This is a genomic window from Fictibacillus tiangongensis, from assembly GCF_048083785.1.
Taxonomy (GTDB): Bacteria; Bacillota; Bacilli; order Bacillales; family Fictibacillaceae; genus Fictibacillus.
Map to the genome: position 1 here is coordinate 3327019 of NZ_CP182294.1, position 24770 is coordinate 3351788.

General features: G+C 40.0%; 24 protein-coding genes. 9 read left to right on the forward strand and 15 right to left on the reverse strand.

The genetic code is table 11. The features are described 5' to 3' along the window. Window positions 1-15: 15 nt before the first annotated feature. Both ACNJYY_RS17730 and ACNJYY_RS17735 read right to left on the reverse strand, forming a co-directional pair. Complete coding sequence (locus tag ACNJYY_RS17730; RefSeq protein WP_416729461.1) at window positions 16-792, reverse strand: protein-glutamine gamma-glutamyltransferase; 777 nt, start codon at window positions 790-792, stop codon at window positions 16-18. A 197-nt stretch (window positions 793-989) separates the two neighbouring features. Further along, a complete protein-coding gene (locus ACNJYY_RS17735; protein ID WP_416729462.1) occupies window positions 990-1208 on the reverse strand; it encodes an ABC transporter permease subunit in 219 nt (72 codons plus the stop codon). A 244-nt stretch (window positions 1209-1452) separates the two neighbouring features. Between ACNJYY_RS17735 and ACNJYY_RS17740 the strand changes: the two genes are divergently transcribed. Together ACNJYY_RS17740 and ACNJYY_RS17745 are read left to right on the forward strand one after the other, a co-directional pair. Further along, entirely contained in the window at window positions 1453-2280 is an 828-nt protein-coding gene (locus ACNJYY_RS17740) for a hypothetical protein (protein ID WP_416729463.1), read from the forward strand. Window positions 2281-2948: 668 nt separating this feature from the next. After that, window positions 2949-4406: an NAD(P)/FAD-dependent oxidoreductase gene (locus ACNJYY_RS17745; protein WP_416729464.1), complete on the forward strand. Its 1458-nt coding sequence runs from the start codon at window positions 2949-2951 to the stop codon at window positions 4404-4406. 51 nt (window positions 4407-4457) lie between these two features. Here ACNJYY_RS17745 and brnQ read toward each other — a convergent pair whose 3' ends face one another. From brnQ to ACNJYY_RS17780, 7 genes are all read right to left on the reverse strand, one after another. Next, complete coding sequence (brnQ, locus tag ACNJYY_RS17750) at window positions 4458-5771, reverse strand: branched-chain amino acid transport system II carrier protein (protein WP_416729465.1); 1314 nt, start codon at window positions 5769-5771, stop codon at window positions 4458-4460. A 193-nt stretch (window positions 5772-5964) separates the two neighbouring features. Beyond that, a complete protein-coding gene (locus ACNJYY_RS17755) occupies window positions 5965-6507 on the reverse strand; it encodes a YhcN/YlaJ family sporulation lipoprotein (protein ID WP_416729466.1) in 543 nt (180 codons plus the stop codon). 85 nt (window positions 6508-6592) lie between these two features. Then, the gene (locus ACNJYY_RS17760; protein WP_416729467.1) at window positions 6593-6742 is read right to left on the reverse strand and encodes a hypothetical protein; all 150 of its coding nucleotides are present in this window, start codon (window positions 6740-6742) and stop codon (window positions 6593-6595) included. Between the two features lie 111 nt (window positions 6743-6853). Then, entirely contained in the window at window positions 6854-7468 is a 615-nt protein-coding gene (locus ACNJYY_RS17765) for a DedA family protein (protein ID WP_416729468.1), read from the reverse strand. Between the two features lie 137 nt (window positions 7469-7605). After that, window positions 7606-8112 carry a GNAT family N-acetyltransferase gene (locus tag ACNJYY_RS17770; protein ID WP_416729469.1) on the reverse strand — a complete coding sequence of 169 codons (507 nt, stop codon included), beginning with the start codon at window positions 8110-8112 and terminating at the stop codon, window positions 7606-7608. A 34-nt stretch (window positions 8113-8146) separates the two neighbouring features. Then, complete coding sequence (locus tag ACNJYY_RS17775) at window positions 8147-9061, reverse strand: Nif3-like dinuclear metal center hexameric protein (RefSeq protein WP_416729470.1); 915 nt, start codon at window positions 9059-9061, stop codon at window positions 8147-8149. A gap of 55 nt (window positions 9062-9116) precedes the next feature. After that, window positions 9117-9536 (reverse strand): GNAT family N-acetyltransferase, encoded by a 420-nt coding sequence (locus tag ACNJYY_RS17780; protein ID WP_416729471.1) that lies wholly within the window; start codon window positions 9534-9536, stop codon window positions 9117-9119. A 72-nt stretch (window positions 9537-9608) separates the two neighbouring features. Here ACNJYY_RS17780 and ACNJYY_RS17785 point away from each other — a divergent pair, with 72 nt between their 5' ends. Next, window positions 9609-9920: an MTH1187 family thiamine-binding protein gene (locus ACNJYY_RS17785; protein WP_416729472.1), complete on the forward strand. Its 312-nt coding sequence runs from the start codon at window positions 9609-9611 to the stop codon at window positions 9918-9920. Window positions 9921-10195: 275 nt separating this feature from the next. Here the strand turns inward: ACNJYY_RS17785 and ACNJYY_RS17790 are convergent, their stop codons facing one another. Further along, window positions 10196-11761 (reverse strand): SPFH domain-containing protein, encoded by a 1566-nt coding sequence (locus ACNJYY_RS17790; RefSeq protein ID WP_416729473.1) that lies wholly within the window; start codon window positions 11759-11761, stop codon window positions 10196-10198. Between the two features lie 15 nt (window positions 11762-11776). After that, window positions 11777-12310 carry an NfeD family protein gene (locus ACNJYY_RS17795; protein WP_416729474.1) on the reverse strand — a complete coding sequence of 178 codons (534 nt, stop codon included), beginning with the start codon at window positions 12308-12310 and terminating at the stop codon, window positions 11777-11779. 231 nt (window positions 12311-12541) lie between these two features. Between ACNJYY_RS17795 and ACNJYY_RS17800 the strand changes: the two genes are divergently transcribed. Next, window positions 12542-13222, forward strand: coding sequence for a DNA alkylation repair protein (locus tag ACNJYY_RS17800; protein WP_416729475.1), 681 nt, complete (start codon window positions 12542-12544; stop codon window positions 13220-13222). 14 nt (window positions 13223-13236) lie between these two features. Here ACNJYY_RS17800 and ACNJYY_RS17805 read toward each other — a convergent pair whose 3' ends face one another. Then, window positions 13237-13992, reverse strand: a complete 756-nt coding sequence (locus ACNJYY_RS17805) for a hypothetical protein (protein ID WP_416729476.1) — start codon at window positions 13990-13992, stop codon at window positions 13237-13239. Between the two features lie 208 nt (window positions 13993-14200). On the opposite strand from ACNJYY_RS17805, the gene ACNJYY_RS17810 reads away from it, so the two are divergent. The 3 genes from ACNJYY_RS17810 to thrB are packed head-to-tail and all read left to right on the forward strand — an operon-like array spanning window position 14201 to window position 17468. Then, entirely contained in the window at window positions 14201-15493 is a 1293-nt protein-coding gene (locus ACNJYY_RS17810; protein WP_416729477.1) for a homoserine dehydrogenase, read from the forward strand. Window position 15494: 1 nt separating this feature from the next. Continuing rightward, window positions 15495-16553, forward strand: coding sequence for a threonine synthase (thrC, locus tag ACNJYY_RS17815; RefSeq protein WP_416729478.1), 1059 nt, complete (start codon window positions 15495-15497; stop codon window positions 16551-16553). Further along, window positions 16554-17468: a homoserine kinase gene (thrB, locus tag ACNJYY_RS17820; RefSeq protein ID WP_416729479.1), complete on the forward strand. Its 915-nt coding sequence runs from the start codon at window positions 16554-16556 to the stop codon at window positions 17466-17468. Window positions 17469-17518: 50 nt separating this feature from the next. On the opposite strand, the gene ACNJYY_RS17825 is transcribed toward thrB, so the two are convergent. From ACNJYY_RS17825 to ACNJYY_RS17835, 3 genes are all read right to left on the reverse strand, one after another. Then, window positions 17519-18694: a glycosyl hydrolase family 18 protein gene (locus tag ACNJYY_RS17825; protein WP_416729480.1), complete on the reverse strand. Its 1176-nt coding sequence runs from the start codon at window positions 18692-18694 to the stop codon at window positions 17519-17521. A gap of 391 nt (window positions 18695-19085) precedes the next feature. Then, on the reverse strand, window positions 19086-20324 hold the full coding sequence (locus ACNJYY_RS17830; RefSeq protein WP_416729481.1) for an aminopeptidase: 1239 nt from the start codon (window positions 20322-20324) through the stop codon (window positions 19086-19088). Between the two features lie 225 nt (window positions 20325-20549). After that, window positions 20550-21440 (reverse strand): STAS domain-containing protein, encoded by an 891-nt coding sequence (locus tag ACNJYY_RS17835; RefSeq protein WP_416729482.1) that lies wholly within the window; start codon window positions 21438-21440, stop codon window positions 20550-20552. A gap of 428 nt (window positions 21441-21868) precedes the next feature. Between ACNJYY_RS17835 and ACNJYY_RS17840 the strand changes: the two genes are divergently transcribed. Both ACNJYY_RS17840 and ACNJYY_RS17845 read left to right on the forward strand, forming a co-directional pair. After that, entirely contained in the window at window positions 21869-24256 is a 2388-nt protein-coding gene (locus ACNJYY_RS17840) for an immune inhibitor A domain-containing protein (RefSeq protein ID WP_416729483.1), read from the forward strand. Between the two features lie 81 nt (window positions 24257-24337). Further along, window positions 24338-24718, forward strand: a complete 381-nt coding sequence (locus ACNJYY_RS17845) for a hypothetical protein (protein ID WP_416729484.1) — start codon at window positions 24338-24340, stop codon at window positions 24716-24718. The last annotated feature ends 52 nt before the right edge of the window (window positions 24719-24770 follow it).

Below are 24770 nucleotides of genomic sequence, written 5' to 3' on the forward strand. Positions count from 1 at the left end.
TGCTTAGGGGGCGACCTATATAACTCCACCAAGCAGTCTTCGAATTGGATGACGTGTGTATTCCGACATGAGGCGATAGTTTGGCCTTATGATTTCCGCTGTTAAAAAAGCCGAAACCGTTGCACCTGGCATTCTTTTTTGGTTAAGCACATCGATAACCTCTCCAATTGTTCCCGTTCCGATGCCGTGACCAAAAAATTGTCCGTTTCCAAGATCGATTAAATTTTCACCTTGCCATTGCGGCGTATTCGGATGATGTTCTGGATTTTTAACATATCTCACATCTCCCGGCAATGAATCCCCAGATGGTACAGCGATAATCTGTAGATCTTCATCATGTTCCGTACTGTAGAGAAGCAATCCGTTAAACAATTGATCAAACATACCCGTTCCAATTGTTTCAAGAATCGCTTTGTACATCATGATCATTATAGCTGTAGTACATTCGAACCCGTACTGTTTTCCATTGATAAAAATATCTGAGATGGCGTCAGAAGGACGGGCATCGGATCGAAGCAAAAAACCGCCATAAGCTGTTCTTCTCCAATATTGCGGATTGCAGCGCGAATTTACGAACGTCGCGAACCCTGCTCCACTGTCACGCATAGCGTTTGCAGCTGCTACAATATTTGTACGCATGACCACTTCAAATAAAAATTGATGTGGACTTGTGTAATAAAACGATTCTCTGGATTTTTCAAGCTTTTCGCCTATTTGTTTCTGTGTGGATGTAAGTGAATTAAAACCAGAGATTTGAGCCGTTTTTACCGGATACCCATTAACAAAAATCATTTCTCTCCCCCCTGTCTGCACAGGATATTACATAGTATGGTGAGAAGAGAAAAGTGGTGTTTTTTTAAGCGCTTCTCTTATGCACGAATCAAAAGATGATTTCGTTTTATTCACAAGAATTTGTTTTTCCAGCACGCGATTACGGTTCGTCTTTTTATAATGTCTTGTTTGCAGGTGATGTTGAAAACCTTCACCTATTAACTGAAAGGCGTAGATGGCGATCCCGAACAATCTATATCTGTCCCTCCGAAGAACAGTTTAAAATAGCCAAGATGAGTAAAAATAATCAGTACTTGAACACAATGTTGACACCTTACAATTACAAGTTTAGGCAGCATGTGAGGGATAACATGTTTTGTGAAAATACGCCACCTGCTCGCACCTAATAACTTTCCTCCCTCTATAAATTCAAACACACGATCGGCACCATTTAAACCGTTCTTCAACTCCTAGTGAAGCTACATTTGAAACAAGTAATCCTTTCTTTTAATTAGAAACAGCTGCATGAACAATTTTTTAATAATCTTCATAAAGCTCCCCCCTTTCCTTGTTAGACGAACCATCTCATCCTTTTTATTCACTTCATTATTTTTGGAGGATAAAAAGGGAAAAACAATCCATATTAAGGAAGAGAAAAACATACGGAATTGAGGACTGACTATGTGGAATAAGATCAGGATTGGAGTTCTATTAACAGCTTTTCTAAGCTTCTTCTTTCCCCTCACCTCTGAAGCAAAAGAACCCCTAACTTATTTCCCAATCGTAAAAAAAGGGGAAGTTTTGGAGTGGGAGAAAGTGAACAAACTCCTTCCAAAAGGTGCTACTTTTAAAGTTGTTGATCTAGAGACAGGCTTTTATTTTCAAGTACAAAGAAGAGCTGGCAACAAACATGCTGATGTACAGCCGTTGACTCGTGACGATACAGCTGTTTTAAAGCATCTGTATAACGATAAATGGAGCTGGAACCGACGAGCTATACTAATCCCCGTAAACGGGAGAATGCTTGCAGGCAGCATGCACGGAATGCCTCATGGAGCAGGTGCATTAGAAAACGGATTTCCTGGCCATTTTTGCATACATTTTTTAGGCAGTTCAACACATCGTTCACGCAATATTGATCCTTCACATCAATTTATGATCTTAAAAGCTGGAGGACAACTTACCAAATATGCAGCTGGAGCAAGCGCGAAACAAGCCGTTTCGATGTTTTTAGTCGGAATGAAACAGCAAGACATCAAATTAGCTATGCCTGTCCTAAACAAGGCTCTGCTTGAAGACTCAACTATTACAGAGCTGTTCAAAGGAATCACAAGCATGAAGTATGAGATCAGATCTCCAAGCTCCAGGTATCCTCCTGTTGTTCGAACTGAAATAAGAGCTAGAGTAAAAAAGTACGATGATAACGGATTACAAACAGATACCTTTACCTTTTTAATGGAACGAAAATCGATGACAGACGGCTGGAAGATCATGAAGATCAGATTCTAAAACCTGAAGAAGCTTTTTCTTTAGGTTTTTTTGGGGCTGTTTTCATAAACTTTGTTGCTTTTTGGTGTGTTGATTTCTGTTCCAGGCTGCTCGCTTTCCGCGGGGCAGGCGGTGAGCCACATTCGTACGTTTCACGTATAAGTGTCTCACCTGTCTAGTTGCAGTGCTAGCCCCTCGAGGTCAAAAGTTAAACGGTCTTGATGAGCAAATTGCGCCTTCATAGCCCATTCAACTTTTGCTTGTCGGGGCTGAACGAGCCACTTCCACTTTTCAAACTGCCCGCCTTAAGAAGTTCCTTGCTCCTGCGTCTACAAGTGATGCTTCGTAGTAAGCTTCCTCGTCGCATGCCTTGCAAGAAGTATCTCATTTAGTAGGCACGCACCTTCCACTCCAATCAACAGTCAAAGAGGTAGACAGAAGATATTAAAGCAACAACCTTTAGAAAATTTGAAAATCGGTTACTCTTACCTGTTTTACATTGTAATCTTATTACCTGATTTACTGTCAATCCTCATAACAATCACCTTTCTAATCCAAAACACGAATAAAAAAATATTTTTTTAGTTAATTGTTCGTATTTTAGTTGAAATCCACCTTAATAATTGTTATATTTACCAAGGGGAAAAACAATTCAAGAAAAACTACCAAGTATTTCAAGGGGGATTATTATGAATACCCATTATGATGTAATTGTTGTTGGCGCAGGTCCTGCAGGAATCTTCACGAGCTATGAACTAATTAGACAGCTTCCAGATGCAAAGATTTTGTTAATAGATAAAGGACATGATATCTATGCACGTTCGTGTCCGATTTTAGAGAAGAAAATTCAAAAATGTCCGCCTGCAGCAGGCAGAAAAGAATTTGCCGGTTGTTTACCAGCTTGTTCGATCACAAATGGTTTTGGCGGAGCAGGAGCTTATTCGGATGGAAAGTTCAATATTACGAGTGAATTCGGAGGATGGATGACTGATTATCTTTCTGAAGAACAAGTGGTTGAACTTATTAAATATGTAGATGCGATCAACTTGGAGCATGGTGCTACAGATTCAATTACTGATCCACTGACACCAGAAGTTAAGGATATCGAAAAGCGCGGTTATGCAGCTGGGTTAAAGCTGTTACGAGCTCAAGTTCGTCACCTTGGTACAGAGCAAAACCTTGAAATACTAAAAAGCATCTATGAATATTTAAAAACGCGCATTGAGATGAAATATAAAGCTGAGGTTGAAGATCTCATTACAGAACGAACGGCTGAAGGTTATGTAGCCAAAGGGATCCTTCTAAAAGACGGAACTTCTCTGACTTCTGAGAAAGTTGTTATTGTTCCTGGCCGCGATGGTTCAACTTGGCTAACGAAAATCCTTAAGAAACGCCGTATTAAAATGACAGCTAATCAAGTGGATATTGGCGTTCGTGTTGAAACTTCCAACTTGGTGATGGAAGAGATCAACAAACACCTTTACGAAGGAAAATTTGTTTTTAATACATCTGTCGGCACAAAAGTAAGAACGTTTTGTTCCAATCCTTCCGGACACGTCGTCGTAGAGAATCATTCTGGCATCATGCTTGCGAACGGACACGCCTATAAAGATCCTAAGCTAGGCAGCGAGAACACAAACTTTGCGCTGCTTGTGTCTCATCAATTTGCTGAACCATTCGATCAGCCTACTGAATATGCTCATGAGGTTTCAAGACTTGCCAACCAGCTTTCAATGGGTGGACTTGTCGTTCAGAAATATGGTGATATCTTAAAAGGACGTCGCTCTACGGATAAGCGTATTAAAGAAGGCTTCCTTCGTCCCACTTTAAAAGAAGCAGTTCCTGGTGACTTAGGACTTGTGCTTCCATATAACACAATGAAAAGTTTGATTGAGATGACTGAGGCTTTGGATAAAGTAACACCAGGTATCGCATCAGAACACACATTATTTTATGGTGTAGAAGCTAAATTTTATTCTGCACGTCCTAAGCTCGATGACAAGTTTGAATCAGAGATCCACGGACTTTATGTTGGTGGAGATGGTGCTGGGATCACGCGTGGTCTAGCCCAAGCAAGTGCATGTGGCGTATGGATCGCTCAAAACGTTGCAGCGAAGATAAAAGAAAAAACACCAGCTTTGGTATAAATGAAATAAACAAATGCCTTAGGATTCTGATCCTAAGGCATTTGTTTTTGCTTAATTTGTAGAGAAGATTACGATTCTACCTCTTAATACGGCGATGATAAAACCTACAACTGAACCAATGATCGCTGGAAGCAGCCATCCGATTCCATCTGCATAAAGAGGAATATGGGAATAAATCTGTTCGATTGCACCAAGTTTAAGTCCAAAAGCTTTTAATCCATCTGCTATTGAGACCAGTGCAGTTGCAACGATTCCTCCGATGTATACTTCCTTTCTCCCAGAGAATAAATCATGCAGGAAAGAAAGCAGGATCAAAACGATCGCAATCGGATAGATCGCTGTTAAAACAGGAACAGAAACTGAGATGAGCTGTGTTAATCCTAAGTTTGCAACTCCTGCACTAAACACACTCATCGTGAGTACAACGGTTTTATATGAAACATTTGGGAACATTTTTTTTGCAAATTCACCACATGCAGTGACAAGACCTACGGAAGTTGTAAGACAAGCTAGTGCTACAGCAAGTCCAAGCAGTACATTTCCGAAAGGTCCAAATAGCTCTGCTACAACATTTGTAAGAATCTGACCACCGTTATCCGTCTGACCAAGTGCCTGGCTTGTTGCTCCTAAATAAGCTAAGATGCCATAAACAGCGGCTAAACAAGTAGCTGCGATCAAACCCGCTTTAATAACCATTTTCGTCACTTGTTCTTTTTTCATATCTGGTCGCTTGACTGCTGTGATAACCACAATACCAAACGCAAGTGCCCCGAGTGTATCCATCGTTAAATATCCATCCATAAACCCTTTAACTAACGGATTACTCGCATAATCAGGAGATGCCGTTCCTAGCTTTCCAACCGGTGTAATAACCGCCTTAACTAAAAGAGATACGATAATGAGCAATAATAATGGCGTTAAGATATTACCGATTCGGTCTACAAGTTTTGATGGGTTCAACGAAAGCCAGTATGTTACCGTAAAGAATACAACGGTAAACAAGAAAAGGGTTAGGCCATTGTTCATAGATTCTGGTAAGAAAGGAACAACTGCCATCTCATAAGAAACGGTCCCAGTTCTTGGGATCCCGAAGAACGGCCCAATGGCTAGATACAGGATGATCGCGAAAACTGAACCGAATAACGGATTCACTCGTTCCGTTAACGTTTGAAGGCCCCCACCGGTACGCGCTAGCGCGATTACCCCTAATAAAGGTAAACCAACTCCTGTTATAAAAAAGCCAATCATGGACTGCCAGACCACTTCACCTGCTGACTGACCCAAGGCTGGCGGAAAGATTAAATTCCCAGCTCCAAAAAACAAAGCAAATAACATTAAGCCCACCGAGAGCGTTCGCTTCTGCATATTAAATTTCCTCCTCCGTGGTCATCTATACGACTTCATTAATAGTTTTTATCGAATTTTGTCGAAATATTTTTTTATCCATATGTATTTGTAACACGATATGAGATTGGAGTCAATATTCAGATATAATGAATTTTCTAACAAATGTTCTCGTAAGGAAAGGACTGAGAAATCTCAGCCCTTAAATCATGATTTAACGGTTTGTTGGGAACACACGCTTGATCGTATCGTTAAACTCTTTTACGAAACCAGAAACAGGGTTTCCTTTGTTGATCTCGTCTGCATATCCGTTCATACGGTCGATGAAATCAGGGTTTGTTGAAACAAAGACATCATTGATATCAGGATCTGTTTTACGAACTGTATCAGCGATTTTCTTTTCTGTTTCTCTCGAAAGCTTCATGCTCTCGCCGCCTTTTAGCTTGGCAGCTACATAAGCATTGTTCTCCGTAACGATAACTGTCGCATCGTCAACTTCTTTAAGATCTGTTACTTTATTAGCCGCTTTATCAGCTACATCCATACGCGTGTTTTCGTCGTACTGATTATCCATACCCATATCCATGTTGTTATTCATGTTATCCATATTTCGATCAGCTCGGTTGTCGTAATTCACTTCAGTCATATTGTTACGCGCTTCTTTTCCCATGTCCTTGTCGTTGTTGTTCGTTCCACAAGCACCTAGAAACGATGATAGCATAACGGCCATTGAAGTAACGAGAATAGTCTTTTTCATTTAATGACACTCCTTTAAAAATTTTTGACTGTCATCTAATAAAATTTGTCTGTTGAAGAGAAAATATACATAGCAATGATTTTTGTTAAAAGCTGTTTTCGTAAGCTTTGTTGCTTTGGAAGTGTTGATTTCCGTTCCAGGCTGCTCGCTTTCCACGGGGCAGACGCTGAGCCACATTCGTACGTTTCACTCTTAAGTGTCTCAGCTGCCCGCCTGTCCCGTAGGAGTCTCGCATCTTCCACTCCAATCAATTTTCAAAGGTGACAAGGAGTTCAAAGCAACAATCTTTTAGAAAAGAACGTTGTTAAAAGATATAAAAAAAGCCTTCCAGTATTGGAAGACATTATTATTTAAACCAGCCACTTGAATAGGACCCTTTATTTTTCGGCTTAAAGATGATCCACGCAACAATACTAAGGATTACGATTGTAAATGCGATCAGGCCAACCTTATGGATCACTTCCATAACTAGAGCCCATCGACCTGCCAATTGATAGCCGATCACGATAAAGAACGAGCACCAGAATAAAGCACCACTATAAGCGTAAAGTGCAAATTGTCTCCAATTTAAAGAATACATCCCCGCAAAGTAAGCGGTCAGGTGTCTGATTCCCGGCATAAAGTAACCAAAAAACAATGCTGATTTTCCATACTTTAAAAAGAAATTCTGTGTTTTATCTATCTTTTCTTCCGATATTCCAAATTTCGGACCTAACTTTTTTAATAGAGGTTTACCACAGATGTTTCCGAAATAATAGCTGCCCGTTATACCTGTGATCGCTCCAAAAAAAGCACTCAATACAGCCGGTAAAGCTGGAAGATCTCCTGCGAAAATAAAGTATCCTACCGTGGCTAAAAGAATCTCATCCGGAATGGGCAATCCGATAATCCCTAATGCCAATAATAAAAAAATACCAAAATAGCTATATTGATGAATGATATTTATTAAGTCAAATTCCATGACGTCACCAACTTCTTTTTTTACACCTTCTACCATTGTAACGATAAATTGGGTAATTTGGAAAGAGAAAAATGCATTTCAGTAAAACCCAAAGATGTTTTTTCTATGTATTTAGCTTGTGTATTCCGTTCTATTAGTTAGTAATGCGTTATGTCATCCCATGCAAAGCATTCTTCAAACAAGTGCTGCGTTCCTACTGTAATTTGTTCTTCATCTATCTTTTTCCCACCCATTGAAATATATGCTTGTTTCGATGGATTATCTTTCAATACCCACACGATCATACTTTTCTTGCCTACAGAAGTAAGTTCTTTCAAAAACGCTTTAAGCATTCTTGTTCCATGTCCTTTTTGTTGCACAGCTTTTAATAAGTAAAAAGCATATATCTCCCCCTCATATTGATGCTGCGACCTGATCGAACCTCCAGAAATAAAGCCGCACAAATGGTGATTCTCATCTTCTAAAACAAATACAATATGCGCTTTCTGCTTCAACCATTCATGCCATCTTTGTTCTCTTTCTGTAACTGCCATCTGAGAAAGATATTCGTCCTCTATCAAGCCTCTATACGATTGCTGCCAGCTTTTTACGTGCACTTCCGCAATTTCTGCTGCGTCTGTTATTTTTGCTCGTCGAATGTTCATGTCTTCCCCCACAATCATCTCTATACTTTGTAAATCAAACCCACCATTTACTTTGAGGCAATAGCGTTACAGGCAATTGAAACTTATCTTCAAACCAAGATTTCAACTGTGTAGCATGCACTAAATATTCAGAAGCAGAATGCGATACTCCGATTAAGCTCATTGTCGTTTGAGCTATATAACTTTTCATCTGTTCATACTTCTTTTTACCGTAGTCATTATTGATGTGACAGTGCACCTCACCTGTCAGATAGGCTTCTGCTCCCATCTTCTCTGCCTCGATCATCGCTACTACTTTATCACCGCACCCGGCTACAATCGCAATCTTCGTTATGTTCTTACGAGATGGACCATGTACATCTGCATAAGGAATTCCGAACAATTCGGTTGAATGATGAATCAAGTCCTCTGTGGAAGTAGGATCTATTTCACACAGAATACCGCAAGCCCCGTTATCATCCTTCAATAGTTCTCCAATCACTTTTCCGTTCAATGCTTCTGCCCATGCATCACTTGTGCTGATTACGCGGGAATAATCGAGTGGAACATGTAGGGTAAATACCGACAAACGCTTTTCCTTCATCTTCTGAATAAAACGAGGAGGTATCGGCATAAAGCCTCTTCCCCATTTCCCTTTTGGATCTCCGCATTCCATCACTATGGGATGATGCATAAATAACAGATCTCCTGGATTACTTTCAGAAATGAATCTCTCTAAAATTTCTTCTGTAGGAAATACAGCCAAAAACACTCGATTGACCTCTTCATCACCTCTAAGCATGAGTCCGTTGAACAGTTTTGTAAACTCTGGTTCAAACTCACGGCGCCAATCAAAACGGATTGGGTCGTAAACCATCGGAATAAACCTACTAAACGCTGGATCAGTTCCAATATTTCTATATGTAAAAAGTTCATCGATCGCCTGATCTATTCTCTTTAGTTCCACCATCTTTGTTCTTCCTTCCTCTTTTAAAAAGATGTGTGTTGAAAGGCTTTAATCTATGTTAGTAACAGTTTTTAAAATAAATTATCTCTGGATCTCCTTCGTCTAAGTTATCGACAAAACCGCTCTTCTTAAAATGGTTCTTGATAAACGCTTGTTTCATTGATTCATTAGATTCATTTGTTGATGAAAATAGCTTGTTTGTTGGAGAAATTTTAGTCATATGCGTTAATAAGCTACTTCCTATTCCTTTTCTTTGATGATCAGGGTCAACCATTATGAGCGATATAAAACAGGAATCAAAGAAATGTGTGTGGTAGATTAAAAAGGCAGCGATTTCATCTTCCTGATATAGAATCAGACATCTTTCTTCATTTATCGCTTGATTGATCTCTTCTTTTCTATGATCACTTCCTATCATTTTTTTATCTAGTTCTATTATTTTATAAAGATCGTGTTTCTTCGCATTGTGTATTTTCATATGTATCATCCTTTTGTTTGTCATTACGTTTGGGTTTGCTACAATAAAGAAAAAAGTTGAGGTGTTCTATTCATGGCTATTGTTGATATTACGATTATTCCGATTGGTACTGAAACTCCGAGCGTTAGTGAATATGTAGCTGAAATACAAAAGGTGCTTCAGCAAAACAAAGATAAGGTAAATTACCAGCTAACTCCGATGAGTACATTGATCGAAGGCGAGCTTCCTGATCTTTTCCATGTGATCCAGCAGCTTCATGAAGTACCATTTTCAAAAGGCATTCAGCGAGTTGCAACAAACATTCGCATTGATGACCGCCGTGATAAAAAATCCTCGATGGCAGGGAAGCTGGAGGCTGTTGAGGCTCGGATGAACAAGGAGTAATAATTGAATCTGGCTGGTACGTGGAATCTCTGCGAAGGAGCATATATCTCCGCGAACGAGCATAAATCCCTGCAAGCGAGCATATATCTCCACGAACGAGCATATATCTCTGCGAACGAGCATATATCTCCGCGAACGAGCATAAATCCCTGCAAGCGAGCATATATCTCCGCGAACGAGCATAAATTCCGCTCAACGTCTCCTTGCAACCATATTTACAAAAAAGCTTACTCTTACAGGGCTATCGGCCCCACTCAGAGTAAGCTTTTCTTTATTTATTCGCCTTTTGAAGTCTTTACTTCTGCTTTTTCCTTTGTTGCTACTGCATTTGGTTCTTTTTTTGCAAATTCGATGCGAAGATCGTCGATGCTATTACGCACATTCCCTTTTCCAGAGAAATTTTCTAACAGTTCTTTAACATCGATGCCTGATGAAGCTTTTAAAGATTCTTGAAGTGTGGACATTAAGTTTGTCGCATAACCTGTGATACGGTTTGCTCCACCATTCTCACCGCCGCCTGTATCCACGACTGTAATTTTATCGATGTTAGCAAGTGGTGCTGCTACTTGCTTCGCGTATTCAGGAAGCATCTTAATCATCATATCCATCATCGCAGCCTGACCATATAACTCAAACGCTTCAGCGATCTTCTGTTTCGCTTCGGCTTCAGCAAGACCTTTCAAACGGATAACATCTGCTTCGGATTCCCCTTTTGCACGTTCTGCTTCGGCTCTTGAAAGTCCGTCTAAGCGCACTTTCTCAGCTTCGGCTTTTGCCATGGCTTCAACACGATACTTATGAGCATCCGCTTCAGCCACTTGCTTACGCTTATCCGCTTCGGCTGACTGCTCAACCGCATAACGGTCTGCATCGGCCTTCTTCTTAACTTCTGAGTCGTATTGCTTTTCACGACGAAGGATCTCTTTTTCTTCAAGCTCGATCTGTTTTTGACGCTCGATGATCTTAATCTGCATCTGTTGTTCTGTAACTTGCTGCTTTGCGATCGCTTCTTCTAGGTGATAAGCCTGGTCAGCACGGGCTTTAGCAACATCTTGCTCACGACGGAATTCAGCAACTTTCAACTGATTCATCTTTTCAGCTTCCGCTACTTCAGTCGCGCGACCTAACTCAGACTGCTTTGCTTCTTTATCTGCTTCAGCACGTTTAATACGCGTTTCCTTTTCAGCTTCTGCCATCGCCATGTCAGCGTCACGCTTAATTTGTGCAATTCGAGGCTTACCAAGAGAATCTAGGTATCCGTTCTTATCACGAAGATCTTTGATCGTAAATGATACGATGATTAATCCCATTTTAGCTAGATCTTGAGAAGCTACACGTTGAACTTCCTGAGAGAATTTTTCACGATTCTTGTAGATCTCTTCCACTGTCATCGATCCTAGAATGGAACGCAAATGACCTTCAAGGACTTCACGCGCTTCATTCTCACGATCTTCTTTTAACTTACCTAGGAACTGCTCGGCTGCAGTCGCGATCTCACCGATTGAGCTACCTACTTTAATGATTGCTGTTCCGTCAGCCATTACAGGAACACCTTGCTCTGTATATACTTCTGGTGTTTGAACGTCTAACTTACTCGTTAACAAACTAAGCGGCTTTGCTTGTTGGAAGACAGGAAGTACAAACGTACCTCCCCCGCGAACGATCTTGATACGATTACCTGATTCATCAATATTTACGTTCTTGCTTCCTAAGAAGCTTCCTGTAACGATTAATGCTTCATCTGGGCTCGCCGTTCTATACTTTGTAATAAAAACACTAATAAGAGCAACGACTAAGAATACAGCAACCCCGATAACGATAAACAACGGTGAAAAACTCATAATAACCCCTCCAGTTTAATGAATATATGTTTGTTCCACTTGCTCATAACGCATGACAGATACGACACCTTTTTGGATATCGATGATTAACACCTTTTCTCCTTGAGAGATCGGTTTGTTATCCATGCTTATTGCAGATTTAGAGATCCTTCCGCTGATGCCCTCGATTAAGATCTCGCCAAACCCATCTGTCGGAACCGAAGTTAATACGGTGCCCACTCTTCCTTTAAGATCTTCATCTCGATAAGCTAAAGATTCTTCAGATGAACGGATCGGCATCAGTACGAAAACATTTAATAGCGTCACGAGCAATAACGATAGTAAACTACTGAATACCATGATGAACCAACTGTTAATACCCGTCATGATCTCTAATAAATAACCTGATGCTGTTCCTATCGTAAAAAAGGATAAGATAAGCGCTGGATGCAGGAAGTCTAAAGCTGCATCAAGCATGTCACCAAAAAGGATGTACACGAATGTAATGCACCCGAAAACAATAAAGCTTCCTAAATAGATCGTAGACAACGGATATCCGAATAATTCCATGGTCTTCTCTCCTATCTTCATAAACTTTTTATGGCAAAGCTAAAATTAATCACGCCCTTTTGTCGAATTTGATATAACCTTAACAAAGTAAAACAAAAAAGATTGTAAAATTTTGTCGACTATAATTAATTTCCAATATTGGTTTTATATAGATAATTACGACTACGAAAGAAAAAAGTTTCAGTTGGTTAATAATATTTTGTATAATTTTGTTAAAAGGAGTGAAATCCCATGTATGAAGAAAAATTGTGGCGGTTTTTAAACAGACAAGCTAATCAAGATGATGCAGAGCCAATGAAAAAGTATATGCGCGATCAGTTCGAATTTTTCGGAATTCGTTCTCCGATTTTGAAACAAAGTATGAAGGAATTTTTAAAAGAGTATGGATTACCTTCTAAAGAAGAACTTCCATCATTTATTAAAGAAGCATGGTCTCGGCCGGAACGGGAAATGCAGTATGCGACGTTTACGATTGTTGAAAAGTTAAAGAAGCAGATGACAAAAGAAGATATCGAATGGATCGAGTATACCATCGTGAATAAAAGCTGGTGGGATACGGTCGATCACATCGCTAAACATATCGCAGGCTATTATTTGATGAAGTTTCCCGAAGAGATCGAACACGTTACGAAACGGTGGGTTCAATCAAAAAATCTTTGGCTTATGCGCTCAGCAATTCTGTTTCAACTCGGGTACAAAGATAAGACCGATAAAGAGCTTCTAGCACAAATCATTAGAGATACAAAGTATAATGATGATTTCTTTATTCGAAAGGGCATCGGATGGGCGTTGAGAGAATATGCCTACACAGACGCTGATTGGGTATGGGAGTTCGTTCATAAAGAAGAGTTAAGTCCACTCTCCTATAAAGAGGCGATAAAAAATATTAAAAAGATAAAGCAGCCGCATTAAAAACGGCTGCTTCTTTATTTTTCTTGTTCGGAGACAACATAACGAATAGCATTGCGAAAAGAGACAAATGAAAGTTGATTCGTATGTACACCAAAAGAGACCATATTTTTGACCATTTCTTTTGGGAAGCCACAATACAATACATCTGCACCCATCAATTTTATCACATCTGTAAGCTTTTGAATCTCGATCCCAAGTTCAGAATCTGTAAGGGTAGTAACGCCTGAAAAGTCTATTATTACGTAATCTGCTTCATTGTTCAGACATTCTTTCAGTAGTTTTGTAGTCAAGGTTTCAAGCCTTTCAAGGGTAAGTTCACCAATCAGGGGCACTAACAGGGTATGTTCTGCAACTGTTTGAAGGATGGGTGTTGCTAGCTCATTCAGAATTTCTTTTGTTCTTTCTCTTTCCTGTTCGCGCTCTGTGATATCCTTCCACGTTAACAGATAACCCCGTTTCTGATTCTGCAGTATTAGTTCTTTCACAATTAATCTTGCAACAAATCGATTAAAAAGAACAATCTGCATATCAATCGGAAATTCACCTTTTTTCATCAGCTCTTCTTGAAAAGAGCTTTTATGAAAACTTCTAATATGTAAACCTAGAATGTCTTCGGCAGATTTTATATTAAGGTAAGTCTTCATCATTTCTATTAACTTTTTGCTGCTATCATTCATCCATGAAATATGGAAGTCTTGATCTATATAAAAGATATTCTCTTCTAAACAATTCAGTGTGTCCTTAATTGTTTCTTCTAACTCATTAGACATAAGAAGCGCTCCTCTTTTTTTACTGTCCTGTCCCTATCATATCTGAGATCATCCTATTACTCTATAAAAAAGACTAAAGAGTTGCCACTAATGTAAGCGCTATCTAAATCTTTACAAAAAACACTGTTGTATGATGTTCTAACTCCATGTAAAATGTCCATATCAAACGAACAAGTGTACTTTCCATAAAAACAAAGGGGCGGATAAAATGGTTACTCACGTTTCAGTAGGACTTTTAGGATTAGGAACTGTCGGCAGTGGTGTTGTTAGAATGATCGAAGGAAATCGCGAAGAATTGCAGCACCGAGTTGGATGCCCTGTTTTTATTGAAAAGATACTCGTTCAGAATGTAGACAAAGAACGTCTCGTCTCCATTAACAATGAATGGTTAACACAGCATCCGGAAGATGTTATTCAAAATCCAAATATACAGGTTGTTATTGAAGTGATGGGCGGTATTGAACTAGCTCGGGAATATATCACACTTGCTCTTCAAAATAAAAAGCATGTGATCACGGCAAACAAAGATTTGATGGCGCTATACGGTGCAGAGCTTCTACAAGTAGCACATGAAAATGAATGTGACCTTTTTTATGAGGCAAGTGTAGCAGGAGGCATCCCTATTATTCGTTCACTCGTTGATGGGTTGGCTTCAGACAAAATTACGAAGATGATGGGAATCGTCAACGGAACAACAAACTACATTCTTACAAAAATGGATAAACAGCAGCGCAACTATGAAGAAGTATTAAAAGAAGCTCAAGATCTTGGATACGCAGAAGCTGACCCTACATCAGATGTAGAAGGCATCGATGCAGCGAGAAAAATGGCAATCCTCTCAACACTCGGTTTCTCCATGCATATCCACTTGGATGATGTAACCGTGTCTGGTATTTCAAAGGTTACACAAGAGGATCTTGAATATGCGCGTCAGTTCGGTTATACGCTGAAATTGATCGGAAACGCAAAAAAGGATAACGGAAAAGTGGAGATCAGTGTTGAGCCTACTCTTCTGCCTGACTCACATCCGTTAGCAAGTGTCCACAACGAATACAATGCAGTATATGTGTACGGTGAGTCTGTTGGAGAAACCATGTTCTTTGGACCAGGTGCAGGGCAGCTCCCAACTGCTACGTCAGTTGTTTCAGATTTAGTAGCTGTAGTGAAGAACATGCGGCTTGGTGTGAATGGGAAAAGCGTGGTTGCTCCACAATTTGATAAACAATTAAAGCAACCGAATGAGATCGACGGAAAATTCTTTTACCGGCTGTACGTGAAAGATGAGGCAGGTGCTTTCTCTTCTATCACTTCTCTGTTTGCACTGCATGACATCTCACTTGAAAAGTTAATTCAAAGCCCTGTAGATCATAAAGGGGTCGCAGAAATTGTAATCGTGACGCACGGAACGAACAAGCAGCAAGATAGTCACGTCTACAACCTGCTTCGGGACTCTGAAGTCGTTCAAGAAATTAAAAGTCACTATCGTGTGGAGGGAGCTTAATATGCATTGGAAAGGACTACTACATCAATATAAAGAATATTTGCCGGTCAATGAGTCTACTCCCCTTCTATCGTTAAACGAAGGGCACACTCCACTTATTCCGCTTCCACATCTTTCAAAGGAATGGGGCATCAGCCTTTATGCGAAGTACGAAGGAGCGAATCCTACAGGCTCTTTTAAAGACAGAGGGATGGTCATGGCTGTAGCAAAAGCAAAAGAAGAAGGAAGTAAAGCAATCATCTGTGCTTCTACAGGAAACACCTCTGCTGCAGCTGCAGCCTACGGAGCTAGAGCTGGTCTCCGATGTATCGTTGTCATTCCTGACGGTAAGATCGCTCAAGGAAAACTGGCTCAAGCGAAAATGTATGGAGCAGAAATCTTTGCCATCGAAGGAAATTTTGATGAAGCTCTTCAGATGGTACAGAAAATGAGCGAAGAAGAAGACTTCACCCTCGTTAACTCTGTAAATCCTTATCGTTTGGAAGGACAGAAAACAGCTGCTTTCGAATTGGTTGATGCGCTAGACGAAGCTCCCGACATCCTGGCAATACCCGTTGGAAACGCAGGTAACATTAGTGCGTATTGGAAAGGGTTCAAAGAGTATGATGCAGTAAAATTCTCTGGACTCCCCCGGATTCATGGGTTCCAAGCAGCCGGTGCTGCTCCAATCGTAAACGGCTCTGTTGTAAAGAATCCTGAAACGATCGCAACTGCCATACGAATCGGTAACCCTGCCAGCTGGAAGTTAGCTTCATCTGCTTTAGAAGAATCAGGTGGAATCATTGATTCTGTTACAGATGAAGAGATTCTAGAAGCGTATCAGATGCTCGCTTCTAAAGAAGGTGTTTTCGCTGAACCTGCTTCTTGCAGCACGATTGCTGGACTGTATAAACAACACAAACAAGGATTACTACCAAACGGCGCTTCCGTTGTAGCCATACTAACAGGCAACGGTCTTAAAGATCCTGATATTGCACTAAAAACTGTAAAACAAGAACCGATCGTGATTCCAAATGATTTTGATCTTTTACGTCAACAGCTAAAAGGATGTGTTGTATAAATGAAAGCAGAACCTTTTTCTATCCATGTTCCAGCAAGTACAGCCAATCTTGGTCCGGGCTTTGATTCTGTCGGTCTTGCTCTAAACAGATACTTAACCGTTCATGTTCAGCCGTTCGCTCCGCGCAAAACAACATTTCACGGAGAGGAACTTCAAGCATTCAATAAAGATGAAAACAACTTAATCATGCAAGCGGCATATTTTACCGCAGAATCTTTTCGTAAGAAACTGCCTCCGTGTCAGCTAGATGTGGTGAGTACGTTTCCAACATCCAAAGGGATGGGAAGTTCCGCATCAGCGATCGTTGCAGGCATTGAACTCGCAAACATCCTTTTAGAACTTGATCTTTCTAAAGAATCAAAATCACTTCTTGCAAGTTCATTAGAAGAACATCCTGATAATGTGATACCCGCCATATTTGGAGGACTTACGATCAGCTTTTACAATGGACAAGTGGTCGAAACGGTCCATGTTCCAGATGTGGCAGTTGAAATGATCGTAGCCATTCCAGATGGAGTTCTTCATACAAAACAGTCTAGAGGCTCTCTGCCAAACCTTCTTCCTTTCAGCAAGGCGGTTGAAGGCAGTGCGATCAGCAATGTTCTTGTTGCAGCATTGATGAAGAATGATTGGAAGAAAGCAGCCGATATGATGAACCGCGACTTGTTTCATGAACCTTTTCGTTCGAAATGGGTTCCCCTGTATGCTGAACTTAAGGAAAAAGCGATCGAGCTCGGCGCTTATGGTGCATCTATAAGTGGTTCAGGTCCATCCATCATCTGTTTCACTCCTCATCAAAAGGCAGCAGGTATCACAGAACAGCTTTCTGTATTGTTTCCTCAGTACCACTTTGAGACGGTTTTCCCTGACCGGAGAGGTGTTGTTGTTGAAAAATGTTTGTCTGCTGCTTTATAAATTTTACAGGCAAAGGATTAAGCACCAAAAATGCTTAATCCTTTTTGTCTTTATTTATGAGCGATCTTAAATTGGTCTCTAAGTAGTGTCCAGTTCTCCGGGAACGGTTCACCAAGTACCCAATAAGCAAGACCTCTTAATTTGTATTTCTTCACGAGCTGATTCTTTGCTTCTGCACTTTGTTCGTTCTCAAACCAGACAACATGTTCTTTTCCGTTGTCATCTTTGTAATTAAAGAACGGTGCTTGAGACTCGTTATCGTATTTTACAGTCGCATCTTCTTTTAATGCCAAATCATGCGCTTCTGCCGGTGCGACGCGTTTTGCGAATTTATTTCCTTTTTTATAAGGAAGTGTCCAATCGTATCCGTACAACGGAGCACCCATCACGATTTTTTCAGGAGGGATGACAGATGTTGCATACTTCACTACTTTCTCTACTTGAGGTATTGGTGCAACAGCCATTGGAGGTCCTCCAGACCAACCCCACTCATATGTCATAAGAACAACAAAGTCAGCCAGCTCTCCATGACGTTTATAGTCATGTGCTCCATGCCACGGTCCTTTTTGTTCATCACTTGTTTTTGGTGCCAATGCAGTAGAAACTTTAAATCCTTCTTTTTGAACTTGCGGGATGATTGTTTCGAGAAAACCGTTATAAAGTTCTCGATCTTTTTCTTTAATATGTTCAAAATCAATATTAAGTGCTTTATATCCTTTTTGCTTCATCGTACTAATAACGCTTCCGATCAGTGTTTTTGAAGCTGTTTTATCAGTAAAGATATTATGTGCGATCTCTGGCGAGAAGTTTCCGTCTATAAAGTTAGTTAACACCATCATCGGCATTGCTTTAGATTTCTTCACTTCTTGAAGTGCCGCATAATCTTTAATCGGCTTAAGTGATCCATCTTTATTTACTTGATAACTAAAAAACGCTACGTAAGTTAGATCGTTTACCGATTCTTGTACATCTTTAATTGATTGTTTTGCTTCAATAGGCTCTAAGAACCCTAAAGTCTCAATCTTCGTTTTACTATGATTTGTTTCAGCTTTTGAGATGTCTACTTGTTTTTTCTGTGGTGAATGAATCTGTTCTAACCTTGGGCTATTCCTCGTTTCGTTACTCATGTTCTTTGGAGCGGCTTCGCTTTCTTTCATGTTGTTAGAGTTGCCGCATCCGCTTAGTACAATCGTAAACGCCGCTAAAAGCGCGACTATCTTTTTCATAAACAAACCTCCTTCATTTTCGTTATTTTTCCATGAAGAGGTTTGTCCTATTCGCTTTTTTAAAAATAGCCCGCACCAGCTATTCCTCTTATCTTTCATAAGTCATAAAAAATATAGCTACCTTTTTTCTTAATCTGGGCTAATTTCTTAAAAGGTTGATGCTTTATTAAGTTTTCTTTTTTCCTTCATATGCAAGTTGATTGGAGCACAAGGTTGCCGACTCCTATGGGACGAGCGGTCAGGTGGAGACTCCTAAAGGCGCAAAGCGGCAGGAGGCTCACCGGTCGCCCCATGGAAAGCGAGCAACCTGGAGCGGAGATCAACTACTTTCATAAGCAACTAAGCATAAACATCCAAAAAAAGACCCCAACAACGTGGAGTCCTTTAACCTTTATATCGCCCAGTTTCCATTTTTAAATAACGAAATACGTCTACCATCCTCATATTCAGCCTCAATTTCAAGATCTGCAGAACCGATCATAAAATCAGTATGGCCGCGGCTGAAGTTGATTTCTTTTTCTTCCATCTGCTCTGGTGAAAGATTTCCTGCATCCTTCACTGACATCGTAATAGATGTTCCGATCGCTAGATGGCATGAAGCATTTTCATCATACAACGTGTTATTAAAGGTGATGCCTGAGTTTGAGATCGGTGAATCGTGAGGAACTAATGCCACTTCACCTAAATATCCCATTCCATCATCGATGCTAAGCAGTTGTTTCAACGTGTCGTATCCTTCCTCAGCTGTGAAATCAATCACTTTTCCGTCTTTAAACGTTAAACTGAAATTATCGATGATATTCCCCATCGCTGAAAGTGGCTTAGAGCTTGAAACTTTACCGTTCACACCATATTTTCTTGGTGTTGTGAAAACTTCTTCCGTTGGCAAGTTCGGGATATAGTACGTTCCGAACGTTGAATGGTGTCCTCCACCGATCCACGTGTGATCTGGATGAAGATCGATGCTTAAATCGGTACCTTCTGATTTATAATGCAGCGTTTTGAACTGCTGTTCGTTTAAATAGTTCACTTTTTCTGTCAACGTTTTCACATGATCGTCCCATGCTGCTACCGGATCATTCTGATCAACTCGAACGGTTTTGAAGATCGCTTCCCATAAGGCATCTACCGCTTCTTCATCATTTTTGTCTGGGAAAACGCTCTTAGCCCAGCCAACAGTAGGTGCACCCGCGATCGCCCAGTGCATATCTCCTCTTAATTGTCCTGCTGAGAAAGCTTGAAGTTTCTCACCACGATTTTTTTGAACGAACATCATACGCTCAGAAGGGACACCTTTATAAGCGTTCGGATCATTTCCTGTAATCATCAAAAAGCAATCATGATTTTCCACAAGACTGTTATATTTGTCAATCTCCCAAGAAGGCAGATCATTTTTAAGAACCTCTTCTGCCGCAAGCGTTAGGTGAATGCGGCTTGTTTGTGTATCCGTCCAATCCACCATCACTCGTTTACAACCGTTCTCATAGGCATGCTTCGTTACCTTGCGCGTAAACTCTGCCGTTTCAATTGGCGAACTGATAAGCAACCTTTGCCCTTCTTTTAAACCTAATCCAACCTTTATCACTAATTCAGCGTATTGATCCAACTTCTCTTCAAACGACTTCATCATTTCCCCTCCGATTGGTAAATACATAAAAACGACTGATAAGTTTATATTATTTTAATTATATAAAAAAAAGAATATTATGACTACTGTTTTCTTTATTACCTTTCCTTAAAAGCTGAGAAACTGCTATGTTAAATTTGAGACGAAGGTGATCAACGCCTTATTTAGGAAGCAAGCGTTTAAACGGTACTCAATTTCTTAATAATAAATGACTAAAAAAAGAAAAGATCACATAACGCTCTGTGATCTTGAATGATTATTTTCGTTTTTGTTTAGGCTGAATCCGATTTGAGTCAGTGCGCTCTCTAAATTGTTCGTGATCATGATCCCTTTGAAATCCACATCAACATGTAAAGTGGTTATGGCAAGATCGGGTCTGAACCCTGTAAGAATTGGAGTGACTCCTATTAATCTTAACAACTTCACGATGTTTAACAGATATTCACTAACAGAGTTATTGATTCTGCTTACTCCTGATAGATCGACTATCATGTGTTCGAGTTCTAAATTCATGCTGCTTTCAAGTGTGCTTTGAATGATGAGTTCTGCTCGATATTCATTAATATGGCCAATGATCGGAAGGATCGCAACACCTTTTGTTAAAGGAACAATCGGCACTGAAATTTCTTTTATCTCTTTATTCGCTTTATCAAGCTCTAAAACGTAAGTTAACAATGAAGACATCGTCTGGAAAAGCTCGATATGCTGATCGGTAAACTCAAATGTTTTCGTATCGAGACCACAGATGGTCCCGTAATTTTCACCATCTTCATAATAGATCGGAATCGCAATAAAGCTTCCCCCACCTAAGTCCGCTGTCACATTCAGATGCTTCGTCCGTTCATTTTGCGTAATATCTTCTATAAGAAGAATATCATTGCCTTTATCTACGCTCACTTTACAGAACGTTTCTTTAAAAGGCATTGTTGCACCTTCTTGAATCAATACCGTATTCTTATTTACAGCTTTTTTGATTTCATTTACTTGTTTGTCATTCTTCGCAATAAACAACGTATTGATGTTGATAAGTTTGCTCATAAAATGAAGAATGTTTGCAGTTGCTTCGTCAAAGTTTTTAACCGATTTATTTTTAAGTGCTGAATTTAGATGAATAGACAAAGTAAATGACCAACCTTTCATTTCTAAAAATCATTCTGTCTCAATTCTTTGATGGTCCACCCCTTTATTTACCCTAAGTAAAATGAAATAAACATTTCGGTAAAACATTTATAGTGCGTTAACTAAAAGATCAATCAAGACTTAGATAAAAATGATCAGAGACAGTTCTTGTGTGAGGGATGTTGTTCTTCCGTGTCTAAAGGACTATATGAAAACTCCTAAATTAAAACATTCTTCACTATTTTTTCAAATTAAAAGTGTTTGAAAATAGTTCTTTAAATAGTAAATACTCCCTATTCTAAATTAAAAACACGGGAGTTATCTCCTATTCTAGTAGAGTGATTATCGTGGTAACATTTTGAATACACGGAATTATCCGACAATATATGTCGATTTTCGGTAACTACTACGATATAGGGGGAATCTTGGTGAAAAAAGGGAAATGGGTATCTGCTGCACTCGCTACAATGTTAAGCTGCTCTGCTTTTTCAAGTGTTAGTGCTGCACCAGCAAATGTTTCATCTGATGTGAAAGCAACACATCAACACGACGATCATAAAGGTCATAAGCATGGAGGCGGTCCTTTTGATTTAGGAATCGCCAATGATGAAAAGTTGATCGAAATGTTGAAGAAACAAGGCGAAATCAGTAAAAATGCATCTGAAGCAGATGCACAGAAAAAATTACAGCAATTCTTACACAAAAAACAAGAGAACGCTTCTAAATTCTCTGAAGGTGCACTAGAAGACGAACATAGTGAAAAACGTAAAGAAATTAGAAAGAAGCACAAAAAAGAAGGACTTAAAAAAGACGGTAAAAAAGAAGATAAGATTAAGAACGTAAAAGAAGAAAAATGGAAAGGACAAAAGCGTGTAGATAACGTTCTTGTTCTTATGATAGAGTTCCCAGACTACCCTGCTACGAACATTAAAGCAGATGAAACAGATATGTTTTATGAAGAATATCCTAAGAAACACTATGAAGACTTAGTGTTTGGAAATAAAGGATATAAAGGACCAAATGGAGAGAAATTAATCTCTATGAAACAATATTATGAACAGCAATCTGGTGGAAGTTATTCTGTAACAGGTAGTGTTGGAGGTTGGTATAAAGCTAAACATCCAGCAGCTTATTATGGAGGAAACGTACCTACTCCAGACGGTAATGATAAAGACGCTCGTTCTCTAGTAAAAGAAGCGCTAGAAGCAGCTGCAAAAGATCCTAACATTAACCTAGGAGACTATGACCAAGAAGATCGCTACGACCTAGATGGTGATGGCAATACTCGTGAAGCTGATGGTTTAGTAGACCACCTTATGATCGTTCACTCAAGCGTTGGTGAAGAAGCTGGCGGAGGCGCACTTGCTGGTGACGCAATCTGGAGCCACCGTTGGAACCTAGGATCACCTTTCCCTATCGCAGGCTCAGAGTCTGAAGTTGATTATTGGAACGGCATGATGGGAGCTTACGATTATACAGTTCAACCTGCTGATGGAGCAGCTGGCGTTTTCGCTCATGAATATGGTCATGATCTTGAGCTTCCGGATGAGTACGATACACAGTACTCTGGCCAAGGTGAGCCTGTTGCATACTGGTCGATCATGTCTAGTGGAAGCTGGGCTGGTAAAGTTCCTGGTACTGAGCCGACTGGATTCAGTGCTTGGTCTAAAGAGTTCTTACAGTCGTATGTAGGAGGTAACTGGTTAAGTGGAGAAACGTTCGTTTACGAAGAGATCGACCGTAAAGGAATCGACGTTCTTCTTGATCAGGCAAACACGAAAGGCACGAACAATGATGCCGTTCGCGTTGATCTTCCACAAAAAGAAACAGTGGTTAACAAGCCTTATAGCGGTGAGAATCAGTATTTCAGCGGCAGCGGAGATAACTTAGATAACTCATTAGTTACATCTCTTGATCTTTCAAATGCTTCAACAGCTACACTAAACTTTAAAACATGGTATGACATTGAAACAGATTGGGATTATGCTTCAATTCAAGTGAAAGAAGAAGGAGCAACGAATTGGGTGACTGTTAAAGGAAACCTGACTACGGATACGAATCCGCATGAACAAAATCCTGGCCATGGAATCACAGGAAGTACGAACGGTGAATGGGTGAACGGAGCGTTCAACCTATCTGCTTATGCTGGTAAGAAGATCGACCTGAAGTTCAACTATTGGACGGATGTAGCAGCAACAATGCCTGGATTCTTTGTAGATGACATTTCTGTAAACGTTGATGGAACTGAAGTATTGTTTGATAACGCTGAAGGAACGTCTACATTTAAGCAAGAAGGCTTCACGAAGAACCAAGGTAAATTCTTTTCTGATCATTACTACTTATTAGAATGGAGAAATCACCAAGGTGTTGATAAAGGGCTTGGGCACATTGCTCGCGGTAATAGCTTGATGTCTTATGATGGCGGACTTGTTGTTTGGTACGTAGACAACAGCTACTCTGACAACTGGACAGGCATCCACCCTGGAGATGGTTTCTTAGGCGTAGTCGATGCGAACCAAGAGACACTTAAATGGAGCGATGGAAAAGTAGCTTCAACTCGCTACCTGGTCCATGATGCTGCGTTCAACACGGATAAAGGAAAGCCAATGTTCCTAGATTACAAATCAATCAATGGAACATCGCTTACAGATAACGCAATCCATCCAAACTCCGTATTCAATGATAAGGATGACTACTCTAACCCTGGACTTCTAGACGCTGGACGTAACGTTCCACAATACGGCTTAAAGTTCTCAGTAGAAGGAAAGAGTAAAGATAATTCTGTAGCGAAAATCAAGATCTCTCGCAAGAAATAAACATTCATCTATAAACCCAACTGTGTACATGCAGTTGGGTTTTATTTTCCTAGGGTAAACTGTTAATAAGGAGGGTATGAGATGAAAAAGTTTGTACGCGTATTTTTAACGGTTTCTACATTGATTTTTCTTATGAGCTGCAGCACACAAGAAAACGATAATCTTCCTGGGAAAAAGGAATCAGAAGAAAAGGCTAAATCTGATTCAAAAGATTCCTCTGATTCTAAATCTGCAGAACAAAACGAGGTGACTGCCATGATTGCAAACGATGAAAAAATAATACAGATGCTTAAAGAGAAAGGCGAAATTCCTGAGGATGCCACAACAGAAGAAATCAACAATGCCCTTCAAAAATATTTGCAACAAAAGAAGCCTGGCAATCTAGAGGATGAAAAGGCTAAAAAGAAATACATCGAGGAATTGAAGCAAAAGATTCAAAAAGAAAGTAAGACAGCTGAATAGCAAACAGCATATAAGAGGCTGTTTTCGTATTCAGTGTTGCTTTTGAAAGTAG